This is a genomic window from Sphingomonas sp. R86521 (assembly GCF_042466235.1).
GTDB lineage: Bacteria > Pseudomonadota > Alphaproteobacteria > Sphingomonadales > Sphingomonadaceae > Sphingomonas.
Genome location: NZ_JAXHBY010000001.1, coordinates 1,667,222 through 1,691,172, shown reverse-complemented (window position 1 = coordinate 1,691,172; position 23,951 = coordinate 1,667,222). Strand labels below are relative to the sequence as shown.

The window sequence follows — 23,951 nt, the reverse complement described above, 5'->3', positions numbered from 1 at the left end:
ACTGGGCTCCCGCCTTCGCGGGAGAACATAGTTGGTAAGGGAAACGCCCCTCGCCGGCCTGAAGGTCGTCGAACTCGCCCGCATCCTCGCGGGTCCGTGGGCGGGGCAGGTCCTCGCCGATCTCGGTGCGGACGTCACCAAGGTCGAGAGCCCCGAGGGTGACGACACCCGCCGCTGGGGCCCGCCGTTCATCGACAACCACGACGGTAGCCGCGACGCCGCCTATTTCCACGCCGCCAACCGCGGCAAGCGATCGGTCATCGCCGATTTCGCCACCCCAGAAGGCCAGGCGATCGTCCACGCGCTGATCGTCGACGCCGATGTCGTGATCGAGAACTTCAAGGTCGGCGGGCTCGCGCGCTACGGGCTCGACCATGCCAGCCTGTCCGCGATCAACCCGCGGCTGGTCTATTGCTCGATCACCGGGTTCGGCCAGGACGGGCCCTATGCAACCCGCGCCGGCTACGACTTCATCGTCCAGGGCATGAGCGGGATCATGGACCTGACCGGCGAGCCCGCTGGGGCACCGCAAAAGATCGGCGTCGCCTTTGCCGATATCATGACCGGGCTGTACGCGGTGATCGCGATCCAGGCGGCGTTGAGCATGCGCGAGCGTACCGGGCGCGGGCAGCACATCGACATGGCGCTGCTCGACACCATGACCGGGGTGCTCGCCAACCAGGCGATGAACTGGTTCGCGAGCGGTGCCGATCCTTCTGACAGGGGTCCGTCCCGCGTCGGCAACGCCCACGCCAACATCGCGCCGTATGCGGTGTTCCCGTGCGCCGACGGCTGGTTCATCCTGGCGGTCGGCAACGATGGCCAGTTCCGGCGGTTCTGCGACGCGCTGGGGCTGGATGCACTGCGCGACGATCCGCGCTTCGCCACCAACGCCGGCCGCGTCGCGTTTCGCGACGACCTTACCGCCGGGATCGAGGCGGCGACGGTGCAAGTCGCGAAGGACGAACTGCTAGGCCGGCTAGAGGCGGTCGGCGTTCCGGCGGGCCCGATCAACAGCGTCGCCCAGGCCTTCGCCGACCCGCAGGTTATCGCACGCGGCATGGCGGTGACGGCGGCCCGGCCGGATGGCACGACGGTCGCCGGCGTGCGCACCCCGATCCGCTTCTCGGATGCCGAACTAGCCACCGACCGCGCCGCACCGTTGCTGGGTAGCGACTCGGATCAGGCCTGATCCACCGCCGCCGCGATCGGCCAATACGTCGCATAGCGTCGATGCGCGACGCGGTGATACGGGATCAGGTGCACGGGCTGCTGATCCGCCGCCGCGATCGTGAACGCCAGTGGCGCGTCGCCAGGACGGACCGCACCCGCGATCGTCGCCGCGCTCCCGACCAGCGTCGGCACCACGAACGGCTCCGCATTATACGCGCCATATTTGCGCTCGTTCACGACCATATCCGCGCCCGGCGCCACCGGATCGAACACCCCGGCGAGCACCAGCGGCCCATAGGTGAACGCGACGATATCCGGCGCGGCCGGCGCGCTTTCGACGGCGACGTCCATCGCCAGCCGCAATTCCACCGCGTCCCCCGTCCGCCACAGCCGCGCCAGCGTCAGGTACCGCCCCGGATCGTTCGACCGCAGCACTTCGAGACCGTTGACCAGTACCACCGCGCTCCGGCTCCAGCGCGGATGCCGCAGCTTCAGCGTCAGATCGGTCGGTCGCGCCAGGGTCCAGCGCAGCGTCGTCGTCGGCGCCTCGGGAAAGGTCGTGACCTGCGTCAGCGTCGCGCGCTTGTCTCGCCACATCATCGCCGACGGCACGAACAGGTTCACGTACAGCGCGTCGTCGTCGTGGAAATAGATCGAATCGCGGTATTTGACATGGTTCTCCATGCCGGTGCCGGTGCAGCACCAGAACGAGTCCTCGGGCGTGTGATACAGCTTCATGTATCCCGGCCGCGCGCCCTGGAAATAGGTCGCCATCCCGCTGTCCGGGTCCTGCGACGCGAGGATGCCGTTATACAGCGTCCGCTCGTAATAATCGGCGTAACCGACCTGCGGATCGTGCAGGAACAGCGCCCGCGTCAGCTTCAGCATGTTGTGCTGGCAACACGTCTCCGACCCCTTCGCCGAAAAGACATGGTCGGCGAAATTCGCCATCGGGAAGAAATGCTCGTTGTCGCCGTGCCCGCCGGTCGCGAACGAGCGCTTCAGCGCCACCGTCTTCCAGAAGAACGCCGCGGCGTCGTGATATTCGGGTTTGCCGGTGACTTCCCAGACCCGCTGGAAACCGACGAACTTCGGCACCTGCGTGTTCGCGTGCATGCCGTCCAGCGGATCGCGGCCGGCGGCAAGCGGCGCCATGATCGCCTTATGCGAGAACCGCTCCGCCAGCGTGCGATAGTCGGCATTGCCGGTCATCGCGTGGAGATCGGCGAACACCTCGTTCATGCCGCCATGTTCGGTGTCGAGCATGGTCTCGAACTGCGCATCGCTCAGCGGCCGGGTCGCCACCACCGCCCAGTCCGCGAGCCGGAGCAATACCGCGCGCGACGTATCGCTGTCGGCCAGCAAGGTCGCGTCGCGCAGGCCGGCAAAGACCTTGTGCAACGTGTACCACGGCACCCCGGTGATCTTGTCGCCGCGCAGATGTGCCGCGACCAATGCGGGGCCATCCGGAAACGCGCAAACCAGCCCCGATTTCGCCGCCGCCTGGCACGCCGCCAGTTCGTGCGCGATATGGTCGATCCTCGCCCGGAACCGCGCGTCGCGAGTCGATCGATAGGCGAGCGCGCACGCCGACAAATAGTGGCCGAGGGTATGGCCGTGGCAGTTGATGTCCGCCCACAACGGTGCGGACTCCCAGCCGCCATAGACAGGCGCCTTGGGCTTCAGCCCGGCGTTGACGCAGAAATTGTGGAGCATGCGGTCTGGCTGCAGCGCCAGCAGATACGCCTCCGTCTGGCGTTGCGCATGCAGGAACGGGCCGTCGTCCAGCGTCACGTCGGCCAGATCGAACGGCTTCAGCCTGGCCGTCGGGAGCGAACCGGACTGTAGTTCAGCGGCTGCCGATTGCGGAACGACCATCAACGATCCCGCGATCAGCGCGCTCGTCCCGGCGCTGGCCAGGATGTCGCGACGGGAATGGCCCGCACAGCAAGGGTCGGTCATCAGGTATCCCCTCGGGTCTGCGCGTTGCCGATGTCTCGGTCATGCTCGCGGTACTGGAAATAGGCGAAGTCCGCCGGATGCCCCGCACCCGACAGATCCTGGCACGCCATCCCCACGAAGGCACCCGTGAAGTTGGGCAGCCCCGGCACCGTCGCCTCGTCCGACAGGATGCTCGCATCGAATGTTTCGGGCAGCCAGCACCAGTCCGCGGACTCCGCCAGCCGATAGTCGAACCGCAGCGCTTCGTGATCGACCTGGACCCGCAACACGACCGCCCCTGCGCCGATCCGTACTGGAGCGGACAGCAGGGTGCTGCCCTGCCCGGACGGGATCGCCGACAGCACCTGGATCTGCCGCTGGCCATCGTCGTCGGCGGTGATGTGCAGATAGTGGAATTTGGTCGAGTTGTAGTAGCAGACCAGCCCCGCCGCCTGCTGGAAATGCCGCGGATCGAAGTCGACCTTAGTTTCCGCGGAATAGCGGAACGCCTGCTGTCGCCGTGCCACCAGCGCCTGGGTGAAATGGCTGCCGATCGTCTCGCGACCGTAGAGGCGCAGGTGCCCCGGCCGCTCGGTCAGGCTGAACAGCTGGTCCGGATACGGCGTGCGGAGCCACTGGAACGCAGCCGGCAAGTCGACTCGGTCGAAATCGTGACGTTCGTCGACCGGCGTCTCGCGGCCACCACCCGAATCCGGGTTCGCGCTGCCATCCACGGTCCTCAACCAGCCGTCGTCGCCCCAGCACATCGGCTGGATCGCAGTTTCGCGGCCCAGTACGCAGCGATCGCTCGAGGGAAGCGGACGCCCGCACAGATAGACCATCCACGTCTCGCCCTGCGGCGTCTCGACCAGGTCGCCGTGCCCGGTGCGCTGCAACGCCGCGTCCGGCTTCCCCATCGCGGTCAGCACCGGGCCATCGGGATGCGCCTCGTACGGCCCGAACAGCGAGCGCGACCGCGCCATCACGACGGCGTGGTTCCGCTCGGTGCCGCCCTCGGCGACGATCAGGTGATACCAGCCGTCGCGTTTGTAGAGGTGCGGCCCCTCGGTGAACCCGAGCGCGGTTCCCTCGAAGATCAGCCGCCGATCGCCGAGCAGCGCGCCGCTGCGCAGGTCCATTTCCTGCGCGACGATGCCGGCGAACCGTCCCCGACCCGGTCGGTGATCCCACAGCATGTTGAGCAGCCAGCTACGCCCGTCGTCGTCGTGGAACAGCGCGGGGTCGAAGCCGCTGCTGTTCAGATGCACGGGGTCGGACCAGTCCCCGTCTATGCGGTCGCACGACACCCAGTAGTTGTGGAAATCGCGGAGCGATGCGCCGCTCGCACCGTCGACCGTGGTCTGCCCGTAGCGCTTCACGTCGGTATAGATCAGGTGGAAGCGATCGTCGGCGTAGCTCAGGTCCGGTGCCCAGACCCCGCAGGAATCGGGATTGCCGCGCATGTCGAGCTGGCTCGCACGGATCAGGGGACGTCCGATCAACTGCCAGTTCGTCAGGTCGCGCGAATGGTGGATCAGCACGCCCGGATACCATTCGAAGGTCGAGGTCGCGACGTAGTAATCGGCGTCGACGCGCACGATCGACGGATCGGGATTGAACCCGCGCAGGATGGGATTGCGGGGGGTCATGCGGGCTTTCGTATCAGGGTCCAGAGGATCGCAGCGCCGACCAGGTCGAGCAGCCCGAGCAGGATGAAAAAGGGTTGGTAGCCGACCTGGGCGACCAGCGACCCGAGCACGAGCGTGAAGATCAGCACGCCCAGATTGGCGGCGGTGCCCGACACGCCGGTGGCGGTCGCGACCTGATCCTGCGGGAACAGGTCGGACGCCATCGTGATCACGGTGACCGACAGCGTCTGGTGCGCGAACCCGCCGACGCACAGCAACGCGATCGCCGCGACCGGGCTGGTCACGGTGCCGACGAACATCATCCCGGTCATCAGCACCGCGCCGAGCGTGAAGGCGCCGCGCCGCGCATCGATCAGCACGACGCCGCGCCGCTGCAGCCACGCCACCACCGCCGGGCCGAACAGGCATCCGAGATCGGCGGCGAGGAATGGCAGCCACGCGAACAGCGCGATCTGCTTGAGGTCGAAATGCCGGACTTGCACGAGGTACAGCGGCATCCACAGAGACAGCATTCCCCACACCGGATCGGCCAGGAACCGCGCCGCCGCGATCGCCCACAGATTGCGCCGCCGCAGCAGGTCGCGCAGCGGTGGCCGCCCCCGCTTGGTCGCGAGCGCGGCTTCCTGCCCGTCGACGATGTATGCATGCTCGGCCGCCGACAGCCGCCGGTGTCGCGCCGGCGGAGCGTACCAGGCGAGCCATGCGATTACCCACGCGAGGCCCAACCCGCCCGCGACGAAGAACGCGGCGCGCCAGCTGTGGTTGAACACCGCCCATGCCACCAGCGGCGGCGCGAACACCGCGCCGAACGACGCGCCGATCTGATAGATGCCGCCCGCGACGCCGCGCTCGCGCGCCGGAAACCATTCGGCGACCAGCTTCATTCCCGCCGGCTGCGCCGATCCCTCGACGAGCCCCAGCGCGCCGCGAAGCCCTGCGAACCCCAGCCAGCCGCTTGCCAAGCCGTGGCCCATCGTGATCAGCGACCACAAAGTCACGAACAGCGTGAAGCCGATCTTCAGCCCGATGCTGTCGAGGATGTAGCCAGCGATCGGCTGCGCCATGATCCCGACCTGGAACGCGCCGGTGATCCACGAATATTGCTGCGACGAGATGTGCTGCTCGGCCATGATCGCAGGTGCGGCGACGCCCAGCACGCTGCGCGCGAGGTAGTTGATGACCATCGCGACCACGAACAGCCCGATGATGGTCCACCGGATCTTGCCAAGCCGCCTCGCCATCCTCTCCCCCGCTCCAGTTCCCGGTAACGTTATCAACCCCGTGGTAGGCGGTCGGACGGAAGCGTGGCAAGCGCCGATATTGCATCGCCCGGGCAAACCGTTACGCCCTGCGGAGGATCGGTATGGGGGAGCACGATGTGAACGACCGCGCTCGGCGCCCCCGCAGCCCGACGATCATCGACGTCGCCGCGCACGCCGGCGTCTCGCCGATGACGGTGTCGCGCGTGATCAACGGCCGGCCGGGGGTCGACCCGGCCACGCGCGCCGGCGTGCAGGCGGCGATCGTCGCGCTCGGCTATACTCCGAACCTCGCCGCGCGCAGCCTGGTGACGTCGGCCGAACTCCGGATCGGCGTGATCTATTCCAACCCCAGCGCCGCGTTCATGAGCGATTTCCTGACCGGCGTGTTCGAGGAGGCGTCCGTGCGCGGCGCCCGGCTGATCCTGTTGAAAGGCGAGAACGGACACCCGCCGGACCGGAGCGCCCTGGAAGATCTTGTGAACTCGGGCATCTCCGGCCTGATCTGCGCGCCGCCGCTGGGGGAATGGCCCGCGGTACTCGAGGTCCTGCAACAGGCGCGCGTGCCGGTCGCGGCGGTCGGCGCACACGGGGTCGCGGGTGCGATCTGCGTGCGGATCGACGACCGCCTCGCCGCCTATGAGATGACGCGGCAGCTGATCGCGATCGGCCACCGCCGGCTGGGCTTCGTCACCGGCAACCCCGATCAGGTTGCCAGCCGGCAACGCCGCGACGGCTTCGACGCGGCAGTCGGCGAACGCGACGACGTCACGGTCACGATCGCACAGGGCGATTTCAGCTTCGCATCGGGCCTGACCGCGGCCGACGAGTTGCTGCAGGTGGACCCACGCCCGACCGCGATCTTCGCCAGCAACGACGACATGGCCGCAGCGGTCGTCTCGGTCGCGCATCGTCGGCACCTCGACGTTCCGGGCGAACTGACCGTGGTCGGCTTCGACGACACCACCGCCGCCGTGACTCTGTGGCCGCCGCTGACGACCGTCCACCAGCCGGTACGCCGGCTCGCCGCAGAAGCGCTCGGGCTGCTGGTCGCGGAGATCGGAACGCCGTCGAACACCGAGGCCGGACAGTCCGACCATGTGCTCGACCACGCCATCGTCGAACGCCAGTCGACCGCGCCGCCTCAGGACGCCGACCAAGTCTAGCCGCAATCGGGCGTTTCGATCGCCGGATCGCCATGGTACCGATACCACCAACCGCGAGTCGCGGCTCGTTCACCTGTCGTGACCGTGCCGGGCATCGCGGAAGAACAGCGAGGACCCGTGCGGCGCGGCCTTCGATCGATACAGCCGCTAGGGGAGTTTGCATGCGCACCATCACGACACGCCTGGCCTTGGGCGCCCTGCTCCTGGTCTGTACGAAGTCGGCGTTCGCGGGTCCGCGTCTGGACGGCGTGATCGGCGACCATGCGGTGATCCAGCGCAGCCAGCCGGTCGTCCTGACCGGCGTCGCGGCGGCCGGCGAAACGGTGATGATCACGCTCGCCGGGCACAGCGCCACTGCAAAGGCAGCGCGCGACGGCCGGTTCGAGGCGACGCTGCCCGCACTGCCCGCCGGCGGTCCCTACGACCTGACGATCGCAGCGCCCAGCGGTGCCGCCGTGCTGCGCGACATCCTGGTCGGCGACGTGTTCCTGTGCTCGGGGCAGAGCAACATGGAGCTCGCGGTCGAGGACGGGCAGACGCTGTTCCCAGACGCGCACCCCGCGGTCGACGACAAGCTCCGCCTGCTGACGATCCCGAAAGTGTCCGCCGCCGCACCGGTCGCGCGGTTCGCCGAACAACCGCGCTGGGCGGTGTCCGGACCGACCACCGCCCCCGCATTTTCGGCGGCGTGCTTCTACATGGTGCAGGCGCTGCGCCGCACCGCGGGCGTGCCGATCGGCGCGATCCATTCGAGCTGGGGCGGGTCGCGGATCAGCGCGTGGATGAGCGATACCGCGTTGCGACAGGCCGACATGGCCGACGCCGCCGACCTGCTCGCGCTGTATGCGCGCGATCCGGCGGTGGCCAATCGCAAGGCGTCGACGATCTGGGAAGGCTGGTGGCGCGCCGGATCCGGCGATGCTGCGGGCCGCGAGCCGTGGCAGCCGGACGCTGCGCTCGACTGGCGGCCAGTTCCGGCGATGACCAATTTCGAGACCTGGGGCGTGCCCGCACTCGCCGACTATAACGGCATGATCTGGTACCAGCGCACCGTCGAACTGACCGCCGAACAGGCGCGCGGCGCCGCGACCGTCGTGCTCGGCACCATCGACGATGCCGATCGCACCTGGGTCAACGGCATCGGCGTCGGCGGCGGCAGCCTCGCCTCGCAATCCCGCGTCTACGCGCTGCCGGCGGGCACGCTGAAGGCCGGGCGCAACGTCATCACGGTCAATGACGACGACGTCTATGCCTATGGCGGAATGACCGGTCCCGCGGACACGATGCGGCTGTCGTTCGCGGATGGTAGCAGCGTCGGCATCGGCACCGAATGGCGCTACGCGGTCGCCAAGCGGCTCGCCGGCGCCGCACCGCGCGTGCCGTGGGACGACATCAACGGCGCCGGCACGCTGTACAACGCGATGATCGCGCCGCTCGGGGCGACCAAGCTCGCGGGCATCGCCTGGTATCAGGGCGAATCCGACACCGGCATCCCGGGCTATGACAAGCGCATGACCGCGCTGATCGCCGACTGGCGCCACCGCTTCGGCACGCCGGCCACCGGCTTCGGTATCGTCCAGCTCGCCAATTACGGCGGACCCGCGATCGCGCCGGGCGAAAGCGGCTGGGGCAGCGTGCGCGATGCACAGCGCCGGGTCGCGGCGGCGGATGCGCATGCCGGGATCGCGGTCGCGCTCGACATCGGCGACGCGCTCGACATCCATCCCGGTGAGAAGCACGAGGTCGGCCAGCGCCTCGCTCGCGTCATGCGCGCGGCGGTGTACGGCGAAGCGATCGCCCCCTCCGGCCCCGCCATAGCCGATGCGCGACGCGGCGCAGACGGCGGCGTCACGCTGCGCTTCACCGGCGTGACCGGCGCGCTGCACCCGCGCGGATCGAACCAGGCGATCGGCTTCGAACTGTGCGGCGCCGCGATCGGCAGCTGCCGCTACGCCGCCGGACGCGTCGCTGGCGCAGAGGTGACGCTGCCCGGCGACGGCCAGCCGGTCACGCGGGTTCGCTATGCCTGGGCGGATGCGCCCGTAACCAACCTTGCCGACGACGCGCCGCTGCCGGTCGGCACCTTCGAGATACCGGTAAAGCCATAACCGCGGGCGCCCGAGCGCACCGCACTAAAGGGGGAGAATGACGATGGGCAAGACGATGAAAGCCGCATTGCTGGCGACCGCGGGCCTCGCGCTCGCGGCGTCGCCACTGGTTGCGCGCGAACCGGCCGCTGCATCGCAAGCGTCAACCGATCCGGCGATCGCGATGGCGCGCGCGATGGTCGCGAAGATGACGCTCGACGAGAAGCTGCCGCAGTTGCTCAACGTCGCGCCCGCCATCCCGCGGCTTGGTGTCCCTGCATACAACTGGTGGACGGAGTCGCTGCACGGTGCACTCGGCCCGCTGGCGACCACCAACTTCCCCGAACCGATCGGCCTCGCCGCGACCTTCGACGCCCCGCTCGTCCACGACGTCGCCGGCGCGATCAGCGAAGAGGTCCGCGGGCTGCATACGCTGGCGCGCCAGACCGGGCGCAACGGCCATATCGGCACCGGGCTCGACACCTGGTCGCCCAACATCAACATCTTCCGCGATCCGCGCTGGGGTCGCGGGCAGGAGACGTATGGCGAGGATCCTTTCCTCACCGCGACGATGGGCGTCGCCTTCGTGCGCGGCATGCAGGGCCCCAACCCCGACCGCCCGCTGGTGATCGCCAGCCCGAAGCATTTCGCGGTGCATAGCGGTCCCGAGGGTACCCGCCACGCCGCCAACGTCTTCGTGTCGGCGCACGACCTGGAAGACACCTACCTCCCCGCCTTCCGAGCCGCATTGGTCGATGCCCGCGCCGGATCGGTGATGTGCGCGTACAACCGCATCGACGGCCAGCCCGCCTGCGCCAGCGACAATCTGCTCAAGGACCATTTGCGCGGCGCGTGGAATTTCCAGGGCTATGTCGTGTCCGACTGCGACGCGGTTAAGGACATCGCCGACAACCACAAATACGCGCCCACCAGTGCGTCCGCGGTCGCCGCTGCGGTCCGCGCGGGCGTCGACAACGAATGCAACACCGAGACACTGGGCGATACCGCAGGACTGGAAACCCGGTACCGCGAGGCGTTGAGCCGCGACCTGATCACCGAGGCGGACATCGACGTCAGCCTCGTCCGGCTGTTCGCCGCACGCTACCGCACCGGCGACCTGCCCGGGCTCGCGGGTGCGGCAAAGGCGATGCCGACCAGCGCGGTCGGCGCACCCGAGCATCGACGGATCGCGCTCGCCGCGGCCGAGCGATCGATGGTGCTGCTCAAGAACGACGGCGTCCTGCCGCTCAAGCCCGGCGTGAGGATCGCCGTGATCGGCCCGCTCGGCGATGCCACGCGCGTCTTGCGCGGCAATTATTCCTCGGGGCTGTCGGGTACGCCGGTGTCGGTCCTCGAAGGCCTGCGCACCGCGATGGGTGCTAGCCAGGTCACGCTGGTCCCGTTCGGTGAATCCGTCACCGATGGCGACCGCGTACCGACTTCGGCGTTGCTGACCCCCGACGGCAAACCCGGCCTGCTCGCGCGCTACTACAACACCGTCACGCCGATGCCCGCGCAATACGCCCCCGGCACGCGCGAGAAACTGGTCGCCGCCGCGAAGTATCAGACCACTCCCGTCGCGACCCGCATCGAACCCGATGTTGGCGACCGCAACCTGACGCTCGCGCAGGTCGCCGACGTCCACCGCACCGAATGGACCGGCTTCCTCGTGCCCCCCGAAACCGGCACCTACCGCGTCGGCCTGACCGGCGCCGGCGGCACGCTGACCCTCGATGGCAAGATCGTCTCCGATCGCCGCAAGGCGCGCTGGAACGACCTTGCCGGGGTGACCACGCTGAAACTCGAAGGCGGCAGGCGCTATGCGATCCACGCCGAGGGCAGCGGGATCGATCTGGTCTGGAAGCGCGTGTCCGACTCACCCGCGACCGAGCTGAAGCGCGCAGCGGCGGCGGCGGACGTGCTGGTCGCGGTCGTCGGCCTGACCTCCGACCTGGAAGCTGAGGAAACCGGCGTATCGGTTCCCGGCTTCTCGGGCGGCGACAAGACCACGCTCGATTTGCCCGCCGACCAGATCGCGATGCTCGAACAGGCCAGGGCGACCGGCAAGCCGATCGTGCTGGTGACGATGAACGGCAGCCCGATCAACCTCGCCTGGGCCAAGGACAATGCCGCCGCGATCCTCGAGGCCTGGTATCCCGGCGAGACCGGCGGCACCGCGGCCGCCAACATCCTGACCGGGCGGACCAACCCGTCGGGTCGCCTGCCCCTCACCTTCTATCGCAGCACCGCGGACCTGCCGCCGTTCGGCGACTATGCGATGACGGGGCGGACCTATCGCTACTTCACCGGCACCCCGGTCTATCCGTTCGGGCACGGGCTCAGCTACACCCGCTTCGGCTACACGACGCCGACCGTGACGCCCGCGCGGGGCGGCGCCGAGACCGGCATCCGGGTGACCACGCGGCTTACCAACCAGGGCGAGCGGCCGGGCGAAGAGGTCGCGCAACTCTACCTCAACTTCCCCGACCGCCCCGGCGCGCCGCGGATAGCGCTCCGCGGATTCCAGCGTGTCGTGCTACGTCCCGGCGAAGCGCGCCAGCTGACCTTCGACCTGTCGCCGCGCGACCTGAGTTCGGTGACGCTCGACGGTAACCGTTCGGTCGCCCCCGGCACCTACCGCGTAACCGTGGGATCGGCCCAGCCCGCCAGCTTCACCGCGCGCCAGTCGAAGGACCTGCCGAAATGAGGCGCGCCTATTGGACGATGATCGGTGCGGCACTCGCGGCGTTTTCCGTTCCCGCTGCCGCCGACCCGCTGACCCCGACCGGACGCTGGAGCGCCAACACCGACGGTTTCGCCCCCGTCCCGCCGATGGGCTGGAACTCTTGGAACGCGTTCAACAGCGACGTCGATGAGGAAAAGGTGCTCGCCTCCGCGCAGGCGTTGATCGACACCAGGCTGGCGGCACTCGGCTATCGCTACGTCAACATCGACGACGGCTGGTGGCTGAAACGGCGCCAGCCCGACGGCCGCATGCTGATCCGCACCAGCCATTTCCCCTCCGCCGCGACCGGCGCGGACACCAGTTTCCGCCCGCTGACCGACCGACTCCACGCGATGGGGCTCAAGGCAGGGCTCTATTCCGACATCGGCCGCAACAGCTGCGGCCAGATCTACACGCCCGACTTCAAGAACCAGCCCGAAGGCAGCGTCGCCGAGCGCGAAGTCGGGCTGTACGGTCATGTCGACCAGGACATCGCGCTGTACTTCAAGGACTGGAATTTCGACTATCTGAAGGTCGATGGCTGCGGCGCGCGCGGTCTCCCGGCGGACGCAGCGCGCGTGAAATCGGGCCTTTACCGCGCGCTGACCCCGCTGGTCGACATGCAGTCGCTCGGCGGATCGGACGTCGCCGGCATCCGCACGCTCTACGAAGAGGTCCACGTCGCGCTGCACAAATACGCCGCCGACCGGCCGTACGTCTATTCGCTGTGCCTGTGGGGCGCGGGCGACGTCCGCGCCTGGGGCAAGGATGTCGGCAACAGCTCGCGCACCAGCGACGACATCCAGCCGGTGTGGGGCCGGATGCTGACCAACCTCGACACCGTCACCCACCGCGCGCTCTATGCGCATCCCGGCTCGTGGAACGACCCCGACATGCTGTTCGTCGGCACCGGCGATTTCGACGAAGCGCATCTGACCGAAGCGCGCTCGCACTTCGCGATCTGGGCAATGGTCAATTCGCCGCTGATCATCGGCTATGATCTGCGCAAACTGACGCCCGCGCTGCTGGCGATCTTCGGTAACGCCGACATCGTCGCGCTCAACCAGGATCCGGCCGGCAACCAGGCCGTGCTCGCCTATGATTCCGAAGAGGTGCAGATCTTCGTCAAGACGCTGGCGGACGGCAGCAAGGGCGTCGCGATCCTCAACCGCACCGCGCTGCCGGCGAAAGCGGTGCTGACCGCCGATCACTTGAAGATGCTCGCCACGGCCGACGTCGCGCTGCGCGATCTGTGGAGCAAGACGTCGCAGACCTTCCGCGGCGAACTCGCGGTCACGCTGGCGCCGCACGAAACGCTGGTGTTCCGCGCCACCGGCTCGCGCCGTTTGGCAAATGCGCGCTACCTTTCGGAACTGACCGGCAGCGTCAATCCAGCCGCGGACGGCGTCGTGGTGCCCGAAGCCGACCCCACAATCTATCGCTCGATCACCCCCTGGACCAAGACCCGCGGCCCGGGCGATCACCCGCAATATGGCGGCTGGGGCGGCGCGGAAGCGGACCGCGCGCCGTACGGCAAGGTGATGCGCATGGCGGGCAAGACCTTCGACACCGGCATCGGCGTGCTCGCGAACTCGCGTCTCGAGGTGCGCAACGCGGGCTATGCGCGGTTCGCCGCCACGGTCGGGATCAATGATTCGGGCCAGCCGCGATCGGGGACGACGGTGTTCGAAATCTGGGGCGACGCTCGCCTGCTCGCCACATCGCGCGCGGTGGCGTTCGGCGAACCGGCGGTGCTGATCGAGGCGAAGGTGACCGGCGTGAAGATCATCGAACTCGTCGCCCGCGCCAGCGCGACGGCGCGTCCGGTGCAGCCCGCGATCTGGGCGGATGCTGCGCTTTACCGGTAGCACCGGGTGGCGGGCGTACGCTGCCCCCCCTCCACGTCCGTCATCCTGACGAAAGTCAGGACCCAAAGCCACGGACGACACCGTGCGTTACCCTGGGTCCTGACTTTCGTCAGGATGACGGGGAGTGGGTTGCGGTGAACCCGCCTCCTCAAGCCTGCCCTCAGCGGACCCGCTCGGGCTTGGCCGGTGGCAACGCGGAGAGCGTGAAGCGATCGACGTCCAGCCATCCCCGGCTCGGCCCCGGCGCGTAACAGAACACCGCCAGTTGCTCGCCTTGGAACGTCCCCGTCCGCCATGCGAACGCCAGCGGAAAATCGCCACCAAACCCGGTCCAGCGCTTCCCGTCGAGACTATAGGCAAGCCGGCCGAGATCAGTTGTGAAGTCCATATCGGTGCGCAGCCACAGCGCGTCGCCAGCCGGAAGCGGGACAGTAGCGCGGGTCTGTGTACGCGGGCCACCGGTGGTGTCCTCGATCACCTCCATCGCCACCGCCGCCTTGCCGTCCCCGCCACGCTGCACCGTCAGGTTCGCACTGAACTGCCCGAACGTCCCGAACCCGCACCGATCGCCGGGCGTCAGATGCCGGATATCGAGCTTCACTTCGGCACGGCTTGCCGGCCCCTGCCCCTTTTGCACCAGCGTGTTGCGCGCCGACCAGAAGCCGGTCGCCACCGTCGGACGCAGCCGCAGCCAGCCAGGTCGCTCGGTCAACGACCAGCGGCGGGGTTCCGAATTGTGGTTCCACTGCCATTGCAGCCCGAGGTTCGGCCGCGCGAAATCGTCGGACGTCGCCGGCTCCGCAAAAGCACCACCGGGGATCGGCTTCTTCGCCCGACGCGGCACCCGACCCGGCGCGTCCGGCGTGCCCCAGACCGGCCAGTCGTCCTGCCAGAACACCGGGCTCAGGTTCGTCATCCGCCCAATCGCGCCGCTGTCCTCCATCACGAAGCCGAACCAGCGGCCATCGGGCAGGTCGACCAGCGCACCCTGATGCCCGCCGGTCTTGTCGTCGATCTGGTCGCGCGTCTCCCACGGCCCGAACAGGCTGTGCGACCGCGACACACTGAGCGCGAGCCGCGGCGGCAGCGCGTTGAACAGGTAGTAATAGTCCCCGCGCCGGATGATCTTCGACCCCTCCGCGCCCTTGATGTAATGGATTTTCCGCGCATCGGCGACATGCGCCAGTCCGGCATCGAGCGTCAGCAGCGTGATCGTGCCATCCGCGGTGCTGGCGGTGGCGAGATACGCCTTGCCGTCCGGCTCGATGAACAGCCCGGGATCGAACGCCTCGCGCTCCAGTTCGTGATAGCGCCACGGCCCGCGGACGTCCCGGGCGTACCAGATCCGCGTCTTTTGCCCGACTGGCGTGTTGGCGAGGTAATAGGTGCCGGCATGATAGCGCAGGCTGGAGGCGTAGAGCCCGTGCCGATACGCGTTGCCGCCCTTCAGGTCGTATTCGGGCTTGCCCTCCAGCCGGTCGACCAGATGCGACGCGATCGTCCAGTTCACCAGGTCGCGGCTGTGCAGGATCGTGATCCCGGGCGTGTTGGCAAAGGTCGTGGTGGCGAAATAATAGTCGCTGCCGACGCGGATGATGTCCGGATCGGGATAGTCGGCGAACAACACCGGGTTGCGGAACGTCCCGTCGCCCTGGTCCGATCGCCAGACCTGCGCGGACGCGAGCGAGGCGCTGAGCAGCAGCGCCGCAGCGATCGCCGCTCTCATGTGCCGAACGCCGGATGCTGCGAGAATAACGGCACCAGCTCCGGACCGCGCAGACGCAACACCTTGCCCGGCTTCAGATCGACGTCGATGTGGTGGGCGCCGAGCCCGACGCGCCGTCGTCCCGCCCGATCGGTCCGCACCACGGCTTCGGCGAGGACACCGTCGTGCCAGCGGACATCGACAGTGCAGCGCCCGCGGGCGCGCAGGCCGGTGATCGATCCACTGGGCCAGGCGCGCGGCATTGCGGGCAGCAGCAGGATTTCGTCGCCGCGGCTCTGCATCAGCATTTCCGCAATCGCTCGGGTGCCGCCGAAATTGCCGTCGATCTGGAACGGCGGATGCGCGTCGAACAGATTGGCATAGGTGCGCGCCGGCCCGAGCAGGAAGGCCAAGATGCGGTGTGCGTGGTCGCCGTCGCGCAGCCGCGCCCACAGGTTCGCGCGCCACGCGGTCGCCCAGCCGGTGGATTCGTCGCCGCGCAGCTCGAGCGAGCGCCGCGCCGCCGCGGCCAGCGCAGGGGTGCGATCGAGATCGATCTGGTCGCTCGGGAACAGCCCGTAGAGGTGCGAGACATGGCGGTGGCGCGGCTCGGGCGCGTCGGCGTCCCAGTCCTGCAGCCATTCCTGCAACTGCCCGCCCTTGCCGATGCGGTCGGGCGCGAGCCGTGCGCGTGCCGCCGCCACCTCGGCCGCGAACGCCGCATCGGTACCCAGCAGCTTGGCGGCCTGCCCCACCTGATCGAACAGGTCGCGCAGGATCTGCTGGTCCATCGCCGGCCCCGCGCAGATCGACGCGCCCTTCGGATGGACGTTCTCGGGCGACAGCGACGGGTTCGTCACCAGCGCGCCGGTCGCCGCATCGACCTGCAACGTATCGAGGAAGAACAGCGCCGCGCCGCGCATCAGCGGATAGACCGAGCGCAGGAGCGCAAGGTCGCGACCATAGTCGTAATGCTCCCACAGATGCGTGCACAGCCACGCCCCGCCGGTCGGCCACAGCCCCCATTGCGCACCGTCGATCGGCGCGGTCGCACGCCACAGATCGGTGTTGTGATGACAGACCCAGCCGCGCGCGCCGTACATGTCGCGCGCCGTCCGCGCGCCGGTCTCCGCCAGTTCGCGCACCATCTGCACCAGCGGCGCGACGCATTCGGGCAACGCCGTCACCTGCGCCGGCCAGTAGTTCATCTCGGTATTGATATTGACGGTGTACTTGGACTCCCATGGCGGCTTGACCTGATCGTTCCAGATACCCTGCAAGGTGGCAGGCTGGCTGCCGGCGCGCGACGATGCGATCAGCAGATAGCGGCCGTAATCGAAATAGAGCGCGACGAGGGCGGGATCGGCACCGGCATCGTTGGCACGGACGCGCTCGTCGGTCGGTCGGTCGGCGATCGCCGTGCGGCCGAGGTCCAGCGTGACGCGGCGGAACATCAGCCGATGCGCCGCCACCGTATCGGCGCGGATGGCGGCGATCCCGCGCCGCATCGCGCTATCGAGCGTCGTGCGCGTCGCCGCGTCGGGATCGCCGCCGACATCGTCGTACCGGCGATAGCTCGTCGCCAGCGCGACCAGCACCGTGACCGCGCGAGCACCGCGGACGTGCAGCCGGTCGCCCTCAACGATAATCGACCCGCCTGTAGTCGACACCCCCGCCCGTCCCGCGAACCGCAGTCGCCCCGCTACCCCCGCGCGGTCGCCGTTGCGCCCGGTAAGCGTCAGCGTTGTACCGCTTGCCTGGACGGTCGCGTCGGGATGCGGCGATTGCAGGCCGATCTGGATATCGAACGGCCGATCCGCGGTCAGGTGCACCGCGATCACTTGATCGCCGAGGGCTGCGAACACCTCGCGGCGGAACCGCGTACCGCCGGCGGTGAAGCTCGTCGTCGCAACCGCGGTGTCGAGATCGAGTGAGCGCCTATAGCTTTCCACGGGGTCCGTCCCCGGCATCGCCAGCAGGAGATCACAGAATGGCTGGTACGCCATCTGCGTCTTAGGCACGCCCATCAGCCTGGCGTTGGCGAGTACCTGAGCCTCTGCGAACGCCCCCGCGTCGATCAGCCGGCGGACTTCGGGCAACGCAGCGTGCGCCGCCGGGTTCACCGGATCATACGGCCCGCCGGTCCACAGCGTATCTTCGTTCAACTGCAGCCGCTCGCTGGTGGTACCGCCGAACACCATCGCGCCGAGCCGCCCGTTGCCGACCGGCAGCGCCTCGGTCCAGGCAGTCGCCGGCTGGCGATACCAGAGCATCTGCGCGTGGGTCGGCGCATCCGCCCAGGCCGGCATCGGGACCGCGAGGGCAGCGACGCTTGCCGCCGCCCCCTCCAATACCGTGCGCCGCGAGAGGTCGCCGGTCACCGCCGGTCAGCGCAGGTCGAGTACCAGCACGGACTTCGCCGGTAACGTCACGGTCAGCGTCCCGCCCGTCACCTGCGCCCCCGTGAACGGCTGCGGCGTCACCACGTTGGGCGCGTCGAAGCTGTTGTGCGCATCCATCGCGGTGCCGGTGATGATCCGCCCGCTCGCCTGTGTCGCCTGCAACCCGGCGAGCGACACCGTCACCGGCATCGCGCGATTGGGATCGAGGTTGACCAGCGCGACATGCACCTGCCCCGCAGTGTCGCGCACCGCCGATGCGCTGACCGCGGGCACCGCGACCTCGTCCTTGTGATACCAGGGTGAGGTCAGCTCGATCGGCAGCGAGGTCGCGCCCTGCCAGGGCTTGTACAAATCGTACACCCAGTAAGTCGGCGTTTTCACCATCTTCGCGCCGTCGGTCAGCAGCATCGCCTGCAGCACGTTCACCATCTGCGCGATCGCCGCCATCTTCACGCGATCGGCATGATGCGCGAAGATGTTGATGTTGAGCCCGGCGACGACGGCATCGCGCAGCGAATTCTGCTGTTCGAGAAAGCCCGGGTTGGTCCCTGGCGTCGGATCGTACCAGGTGCCCCATTCGTCGACTGCGAGCATCACGCGCTTGGCAGGATCATATTTGTCCATGATCGCCGAATGCTTGGTGATGAAGGTTTCCATCTGCAGCGTGTGCGACATCGTCGTCGCCCATTCGCGCTCTGGGAAACCCAGCGCCGCGCCCTTGTCGCTCCATTTCTTGTCACGCGGGCGGGTGTAGTAATGCAGCGCCAGACCGTCGATGTTCTTGCCCGCGATGCGCATCATCGCATCGGTCCATTCATAGTTGGACTCGTTCGGGCCGCTCGCGATCTTGAGCATTTTGCCGTTCGCCGCCTTGGCGAACTGCGCGTAGCGGTTGGTCATGTCGGCGGCGAATTCGGCGCGCATGTTGCCACCGCAACCCCATAGCTCGTTGCCGATGCCGAGATACTGGATGCTCCACGGCGCCGCATGGCCGTTGCGCTCGCGCTCCTTGGCGAGCACCGTCGTGCCCTTGGCGGCGGTCATGTATTCGACCCATTGCGCGGTCTCGGCGGGTTCGGCGCTGCCGACGTTCGCCGAGACGTAGGTGCTGGCGCCGAGCCGCTCCATCAACCCCATATATTCGTGCGTGCCGAAGCTGTTGTCCTCGTTGACGCCGCCCCAGTTGGTGTTGACCTTGGTCGGCCGCGCCTTGGTCGCGCCGATGCCGTCCCGCCAGTGATATTCGTCGGCGAAGCAGCCGCCGGGCCAGCGCACCATCGGCACGTTCACGGCCTTCAGCGCGGCGATCACGTCGCTGCGGTAGCCACCGTCATTCGGGATCTTCGAACCCTTGCCGACCCAGATCCCGCCATAGATGCCGTGGCCGAGATGCTCGGCGAACTGACCGAACACGTCACGGTGAATGACTGCACCGGGCGTGTCCGCGCGCAGCGTCGCGGTGGCCGCGGGGTTGGCGTCGTCCTGCGCAAAGGCCGGCACCGTGGTGGCGCCCGCGAGCAACACCGACAATATCAGGCGCCGCAGCGGTCGCGCGGATTTCGGCTGTATGGTGCGATGGCTCACGGTCAGGCTCTCCCTCTCGACCGCTTGACGATGCGGCCATGTTTCTTGCGTACTTGTAGGAGTAGTAGAAACCCCGCGTCCGTCAACGGCCAAAGATTCCCGCTTGGCGATCATCCGTACGCAAACGCTGGCGCAGCGGAATGTTAGCGCTATAACGGTGTGATAGCCGGTGGATTCAACACCGCATGACGACAGAGAGGGGATGATAATGGCGGCCAAATCCGCATCGAGCGTGATCGCACTGTTGCTGGCGAGCGTGACACCGGTGATCGCGCAGACAAATGCACCGCCCCCGCCCCATTTGACGCTGAACGCGGCGGGCTATTACGAGGCCCCCGCCGCCAACGTCCTGGTGTTCTCCAACTGGTATGACGGGCTGTTCGCGGATTCGAAGATCAGTGGCGTCGAGATCATCCAGCAGGGCGAACGGATCGCGACTAACGGCGATGTCCGGCTGTCGTCGACGCCGGGCCAGTGGGACGCGATCGGACGATTGGTCGACCGGAAAGTCGATGCCGCGACCGGCGCGATCACCGTGACGCTGGAATATCCGGACTATAAATGGCGCTACCAGGTCCGCTCGGAAGCACGCGGCGGCGCGGTCGCGGTCTCGGTGATCCTCGACCAGTCGGTGCCGGCCGCGCTGGCGGGGAAAGCCGGGTTCAACATGGAATTCCTGCCCGCCGCTTATTTCCACCACAGCTTCATGGCCGACGGCAATGCCGGCACCTTCCCGATCTATCCGGCCGACGCGATGACGCGGACGCCCGAGCGCAACGCCGCGAGCGGTCGTGCCGAGGGGCCGGGCGCCGAACCGACCGCGATCGCCAGCGGCAACCGCTTCGTCTTGGCGCCCGAGGATCCGGCGCGCCGGGTGACGATCCGGTCGACCGCGCAGGTGCAATTGTTCGACGGTCGCAACCAGGCGCAGAATGGCTGGTTCGTGCTGCAGTCGATGCTGCCGACCGACCGGACAGGGAAGGTCCTGGAATGGACGATCCAGCCGAACAGCGTCCCTGGCTGGCTGCGCCCACCAGTGATCGCGCATTCGCAGCTCGGCTACACGCCCGATGCGCGGAAAGTCGCGACGATCGAGCTCGATCGCAACGACCGCCGCGTGCAGTCCGCACGGCTGCTGCGCGTCGGCGAGGACGGCAGCTTCACGCCGGTGCGGACCCCGCAGGCGACACGCTGGGGCGATTATCTGCGCTACAGCTATCTCCAGCTCGATTTCAGCGCAGTGCGCCAGCCGGGCACCTACGTCCTCGATTATGGCACGACGCGAACCGCCCCGTTCCGGATCGGGGCCGACGTCTATGCCGGGGCGTGGCACCCGACGCTCGACGTCTATTTCCCGGTCGCGATGGACCATATGTTCGTCAACGAGGGCTACCGCGTCTGGCACGGCGACGCCCACCGCGACGATGCACGCCAGGCGCCGGTCAACCACGAGCATATCGACCTGTACGCGCAGGGGCCGACCACCGACACGCCCTACAAGTCGGGCGAGCATATCCCCGGGCTGGCGGTCGGCGGCTGGTTCGACGCCGGCGACTACGACATCCGCACCCAGTCGCAATATCAGGTGATCCGTTCGCTGGTCGACAGCTGGGAACGCTGGCACCCGATGCGCGACACCACGTCGATCGACTGGGCCCGCCGCAAGACCGAGATCCACGTCCCCGACGGCACCCCCGACCTGGTCCAGCAGATCCGTCACGGCACGCTGCAACTGGTCGCGCAGTTCGATGCGGTCGGCCACGCGATCCACGGCATCGTCGAGCCCGACGTCGCGCAATACACCCATCTGGGCGACGCTTCGACCAAGACCGACGGGCTGGTCTACGACCCTGCCCTCAAGCTGGGCGAGGAACGCGGTGGGCGCAGCGGCACGCCGGACGATCGCTGGGCGTTCACGACCAAGGCGTCGGCGCTGAACTACGGCTCGATCGCCGGACTCGCCGCGGCATCGCGCGCCCTCGCCGAGGTCGATCCGGTGCTGTCGAAGAAGGCGCTGGGGATCGCCGTCCGAATCTGGACCGAGGAACAGGGCCACGCCCCCGATTTGTACCAGCACGGCAACACCACCGGTGGCCCAATCGAGGCGGAGAAATTCGCGGCCGCGGTCGAGTTGCTGCGATCGACGCGCGATCCGAAATACGTCGCGGCGGTCCAGGCGCTGTGGCCGGCAATGGAGAAGAGCTTTGCGTTCAACCTGCGCGATGCGGTCGCCGCGATCCCGTCGATGCCGCCGAGCTACCGCGCCGCGATGATCCCGGCGGTGCGCGCCTATGCCGCCGCCACGGAGACCGCGGCGAAGGCCAATCCGTTCGGCGTGCCGATCACCACCGGCGGCTGGGCGGGCAGCGGTACGGTGATGGCGACCGCGCTCAACGCCTATACGCTGCACAAGGCCTTCCCGGAGATCATGCCGGCGGACGCGGTGTTCCGCGGGCTCGAATTCCTGGTCGGGCATCACCCCGCCTCGGACGTGTCGTTCGTGTCCGCGGTCGGCACCGTGTCGAAGGAGGTCGCCTACGGCAACAACCGCGCCGACTTCTCGTTCATCGCGGGTGGCGTGGTGCCGGGGGTGCTGGTCATCAAGCCGGACTTTCCCGAAAACCATGAGGACTGGCCGTTCTTCTGGGGCGAAAACGAATATGTCATCCCGGAGGGCGCGATGTGGATCGAGCTGGCGCAAGCCGCGCAGGAACTCGCGACCGCTCCGGCTGCACAAGGGACCGCCAAATGAAGATCGCCCTCAAGATCGCCGCGTTATCAGTCCTGTCGCTTTGCTCGGCGGCATCGGCAAGCGATGCACCGCGGTTCAGCCAGTTCGCCTATGACGGTCACGCGCAGGAACAGGTGAAGGTCGGTCCCGGCCAGTACCGCAACCCTATCCTGTCAGGCTATTACCCCGATCCGTCGGTGACCCGTGTCGGTAACGACTATTACCTCGTCCTGTCGTCGTTCGCGCACTTCCCTGGCCTGCCGATCTTCAAGTCGAGGGATCTGGTGAACTGGACCCAGATCGGCAACGCGATCGACCGGCCGGAGCAGCTCGACTTCACCGGCATGCGGACGTCGCAGGCGGTGTTCGCGCCCGACATCTCGTTCCACGACGGCGTGTTCTACATCGTCAACACCTGCGTCGCGTGCAAAGGCAATTTCGTCATCACCGCGAAGGACCCGGCGGGGCCGTGGTCGAACCCGACATGGCTGCCGTTCGAGGGCATCGACCCGTCGATCTACTGGGAGGGCGACAAGGCCTATATCGTCAACAACCGCGCACCCGCGGAGGCCCCGCGCTACGACGGCCACCGCGCGATCTGGATCCAGGAGTTCGACTGGCGCGCGGGGAAAATGGTCGGCGAGAGCACGCAGCTGATCAACGGCGGCGTCGACATTGCGAAGAAGCCGGTCTGGATCGAAGGCCCGCACATCTTCCGCAAGGACGGCTATTACTACCTCACCGCGGCCGAGGGCGGGACGAGCGTCAACCATTCGCAGGTCGTGCTACGGTCGAAGGCGTTGCGGGGGCCCTACATCCCCTATGAGGACAACCCGATCCTGACGCAGCGCGATCTCGATCCGACGCGGGCGAACCCGGTCACCTCGTCGGGTCATGCCAAGCTGGTGCAGACGCAGAACGGCGACTGGTTCGCGACCTTCCTCGGCGTGCGTCCCTATGAGGGCGACTATTACAATATCGGGCGTGAGACCTTCCTGCTGCCGGTGACGTGGCGCGACGGGTGGCCGATCATCCTGCCAAAGGGCCAGCCGATCCCGTTCGTCGCTACCCGGCCGCGCCTGCCCTTGGGGACGCCCGGACCGATCCCGACCAGCGGCGATTTCGGCTATGTCGATGGCTTCGGCGGCAGCACGCTCGGGCTGCAATGGGTCGGCATCCGCACGCCCAAGACGCCGTTCTACCGGCTCGATCACGGCAACCTCGTCCTCGGCCGCGGCACCCGGCTGGGCGACCTGACGGGTGTTCCCGCGTTCGTCGGGCGGCGCCAGCAGCATGCGATCGCGACGATGACGACCACGGTCCGCTTCACCCCCGACAAGGACGGCGACTGCGCCGGCCTCGCCGCGGTGCAGAGCGATGCCAACTATGTGTTCTTCGGCGTCACGCGAATCGACGGCAAGCCGGTGGTCGCGCTGTACACCGCGGACCAGGGCAAGGAACGGCTGGTCGCCTCCGCCCCGATGACCGCCGGTCCGGTCACGCTGACGATCCGCGCCGATGGCGGCACGATGGCGTTCGACTATGCTGGCGCCGGCGGCAAGCGGACGCTGGCCGGCACCGTCGACGCCCGCATCCTCAGCACCAAAACCGCCGGCGGTTTTGTCGGTACGCTGGTCGGGCCCTATGCTTGGGTCCAATGA

General features: G+C 68.0%; 13 protein-coding genes. 7 read left to right on the top strand and 6 right to left on the bottom strand.

Annotated features, from left to right (window positions below):
* Window positions 1–31 precede the first annotated feature (31 nt).
* Window positions 32–1,192 carry a CaiB/BaiF CoA transferase family protein gene (locus tag SJY20_RS07905; RefSeq protein ID WP_380786136.1) on the top strand — a complete coding sequence of 387 codons (1,161 nt, stop codon included), beginning with the start codon at window positions 32–34 and terminating at the stop codon, window positions 1,190–1,192.
* On the opposite strand, the gene SJY20_RS07900 is transcribed toward SJY20_RS07905, so the two are convergent.
* From SJY20_RS07900 to SJY20_RS07890, 3 genes are read right to left on the bottom strand one after another with little or no spacing between them, the layout of a single operon-like run.
* Window positions 1,183–3,135: a glycoside hydrolase family 127 protein gene (locus SJY20_RS07900; protein ID WP_380786135.1), complete on the bottom strand. Its 1,953-nt coding sequence runs from the start codon at window positions 3,133–3,135 to the stop codon at window positions 1,183–1,185. The genes SJY20_RS07905 and SJY20_RS07900 overlap by 10 nt on opposite strands.
* Entirely contained in the window at window positions 3,135–4,763 is a 1,629-nt protein-coding gene (locus SJY20_RS07895) for a glycoside hydrolase family 43 protein (RefSeq protein WP_380786134.1), read from the bottom strand. The genes SJY20_RS07900 and SJY20_RS07895 overlap by 1 nt, the downstream gene beginning before the upstream one ends.
* Window positions 4,760–6,004, bottom strand: coding sequence for an MFS transporter (locus SJY20_RS07890; RefSeq protein WP_380786133.1), 1,245 nt, complete (start codon window positions 6,002–6,004; stop codon window positions 4,760–4,762). Before SJY20_RS07890 ends, SJY20_RS07895 begins: the two co-directional genes overlap by 4 nt.
* 137 nt (window positions 6,005–6,141) lie before the next feature.
* Here SJY20_RS07890 and SJY20_RS07885 point away from each other — a divergent pair, with 137 nt between their 5' ends.
* From SJY20_RS07885 to SJY20_RS07870, 4 genes are all read left to right on the top strand, one after another.
* Window positions 6,142–7,188 (top strand): LacI family DNA-binding transcriptional regulator, encoded by a 1,047-nt coding sequence (locus tag SJY20_RS07885; protein WP_380786132.1) that lies wholly within the window; start codon window positions 6,142–6,144, stop codon window positions 7,186–7,188.
* A gap of 161 nt (window positions 7,189–7,349) precedes the next feature.
* Window positions 7,350–9,296: a sialate O-acetylesterase gene (locus tag SJY20_RS07880; protein WP_380786130.1), complete on the top strand. Its 1,947-nt coding sequence runs from the start codon at window positions 7,350–7,352 to the stop codon at window positions 9,294–9,296.
* A gap of 43 nt (window positions 9,297–9,339) precedes the next feature.
* Complete coding sequence (locus SJY20_RS07875) at window positions 9,340–11,982, top strand: glycoside hydrolase family 3 C-terminal domain-containing protein (protein WP_380786129.1); 2,643 nt, start codon at window positions 9,340–9,342, stop codon at window positions 11,980–11,982.
* On the top strand, window positions 11,979–13,868 hold the full coding sequence (locus SJY20_RS07870) for an NPCBM/NEW2 domain-containing protein (RefSeq protein WP_380786127.1): 1,890 nt from the start codon (window positions 11,979–11,981) through the stop codon (window positions 13,866–13,868). Before SJY20_RS07875 ends, SJY20_RS07870 begins: the two co-directional genes overlap by 4 nt.
* Before the next feature lie 160 nt (window positions 13,869–14,028).
* On the opposite strand, the gene SJY20_RS07865 is transcribed toward SJY20_RS07870, so the two are convergent.
* The 3 genes from SJY20_RS07865 to SJY20_RS07855 are packed head-to-tail and all read right to left on the bottom strand — an operon-like array spanning window position 14,029 to window position 19,559.
* Window positions 14,029–15,594, bottom strand: coding sequence for a glycoside hydrolase 43 family protein (locus SJY20_RS07865; protein WP_380786126.1), 1,566 nt, complete (start codon window positions 15,592–15,594; stop codon window positions 14,029–14,031).
* A complete protein-coding gene (locus tag SJY20_RS07860) occupies window positions 15,591–17,954 on the bottom strand; it encodes a glycoside hydrolase N-terminal domain-containing protein (protein ID WP_380786125.1) in 2,364 nt (787 codons plus the stop codon). Before SJY20_RS07860 ends, SJY20_RS07865 begins: the two co-directional genes overlap by 4 nt.
* A gap of 6 nt (window positions 17,955–17,960) precedes the next feature.
* Complete coding sequence (locus tag SJY20_RS07855; RefSeq protein ID WP_380786124.1) at window positions 17,961–19,559, bottom strand: alpha-N-arabinofuranosidase; 1,599 nt, start codon at window positions 19,557–19,559, stop codon at window positions 17,961–17,963.
* Between the two features lie 754 nt (window positions 19,560–20,313).
* Between SJY20_RS07855 and SJY20_RS07850 the strand changes: the two genes are divergently transcribed.
* Window positions 20,314–22,311, top strand: a complete 1,998-nt coding sequence (locus SJY20_RS07850) for a glycoside hydrolase family 9 protein (protein WP_380788608.1) — start codon at window positions 20,314–20,316, stop codon at window positions 22,309–22,311.
* A complete protein-coding gene (locus tag SJY20_RS07845) occupies window positions 22,308–23,951 on the top strand; it encodes a glycoside hydrolase family 43 protein (protein WP_380786123.1) in 1,644 nt (547 codons plus the stop codon). Before SJY20_RS07850 ends, SJY20_RS07845 begins: the two co-directional genes overlap by 4 nt.

Bases quoted from the DNA above. Each gene is read 5' to 3' on its own strand.
- SJY20_RS07850 (WP_380788608.1), top strand. From the start codon at position 20,314: ATGACGCGGACGCCCGAGCGCAACGCCGCGAGCGGTCGTGCCGAGGGG.
- SJY20_RS07890 (WP_380786133.1), bottom strand. From the start codon at position 6,004: ATGGCGAGGCGGCTTGGCAAGATCCGGTGGACCATCATCGGGCTGTTC.
- SJY20_RS07845 (WP_380786123.1), top strand. From the start codon at position 22,308: ATGAAGATCGCCCTCAAGATCGCCGCGTTATCAGTCCTGTCGCTTTGC.
- SJY20_RS07880 (WP_380786130.1), top strand. From the start codon at position 7,350: ATGCGCACCATCACGACACGCCTGGCCTTGGGCGCCCTGCTCCTGGTC.
- SJY20_RS07895 (WP_380786134.1), bottom strand. From the start codon at position 4,763: ATGACCCCCCGCAATCCCATCCTGCGCGGGTTCAATCCCGATCCGTCG.
- SJY20_RS07875 (WP_380786129.1), top strand. From the start codon at position 9,340: ATGGGCAAGACGATGAAAGCCGCATTGCTGGCGACCGCGGGCCTCGCG.
- SJY20_RS07900 (WP_380786135.1), bottom strand. From the start codon at position 3,135: ATGACCGACCCTTGCTGTGCGGGCCATTCCCGTCGCGACATCCTGGCC.
- SJY20_RS07870 (WP_380786127.1), top strand. From the start codon at position 11,979: ATGAGGCGCGCCTATTGGACGATGATCGGTGCGGCACTCGCGGCGTTT.
- SJY20_RS07865 (WP_380786126.1), bottom strand. From the start codon at position 15,594: ATGAGAGCGGCGATCGCTGCGGCGCTGCTGCTCAGCGCCTCGCTCGCG.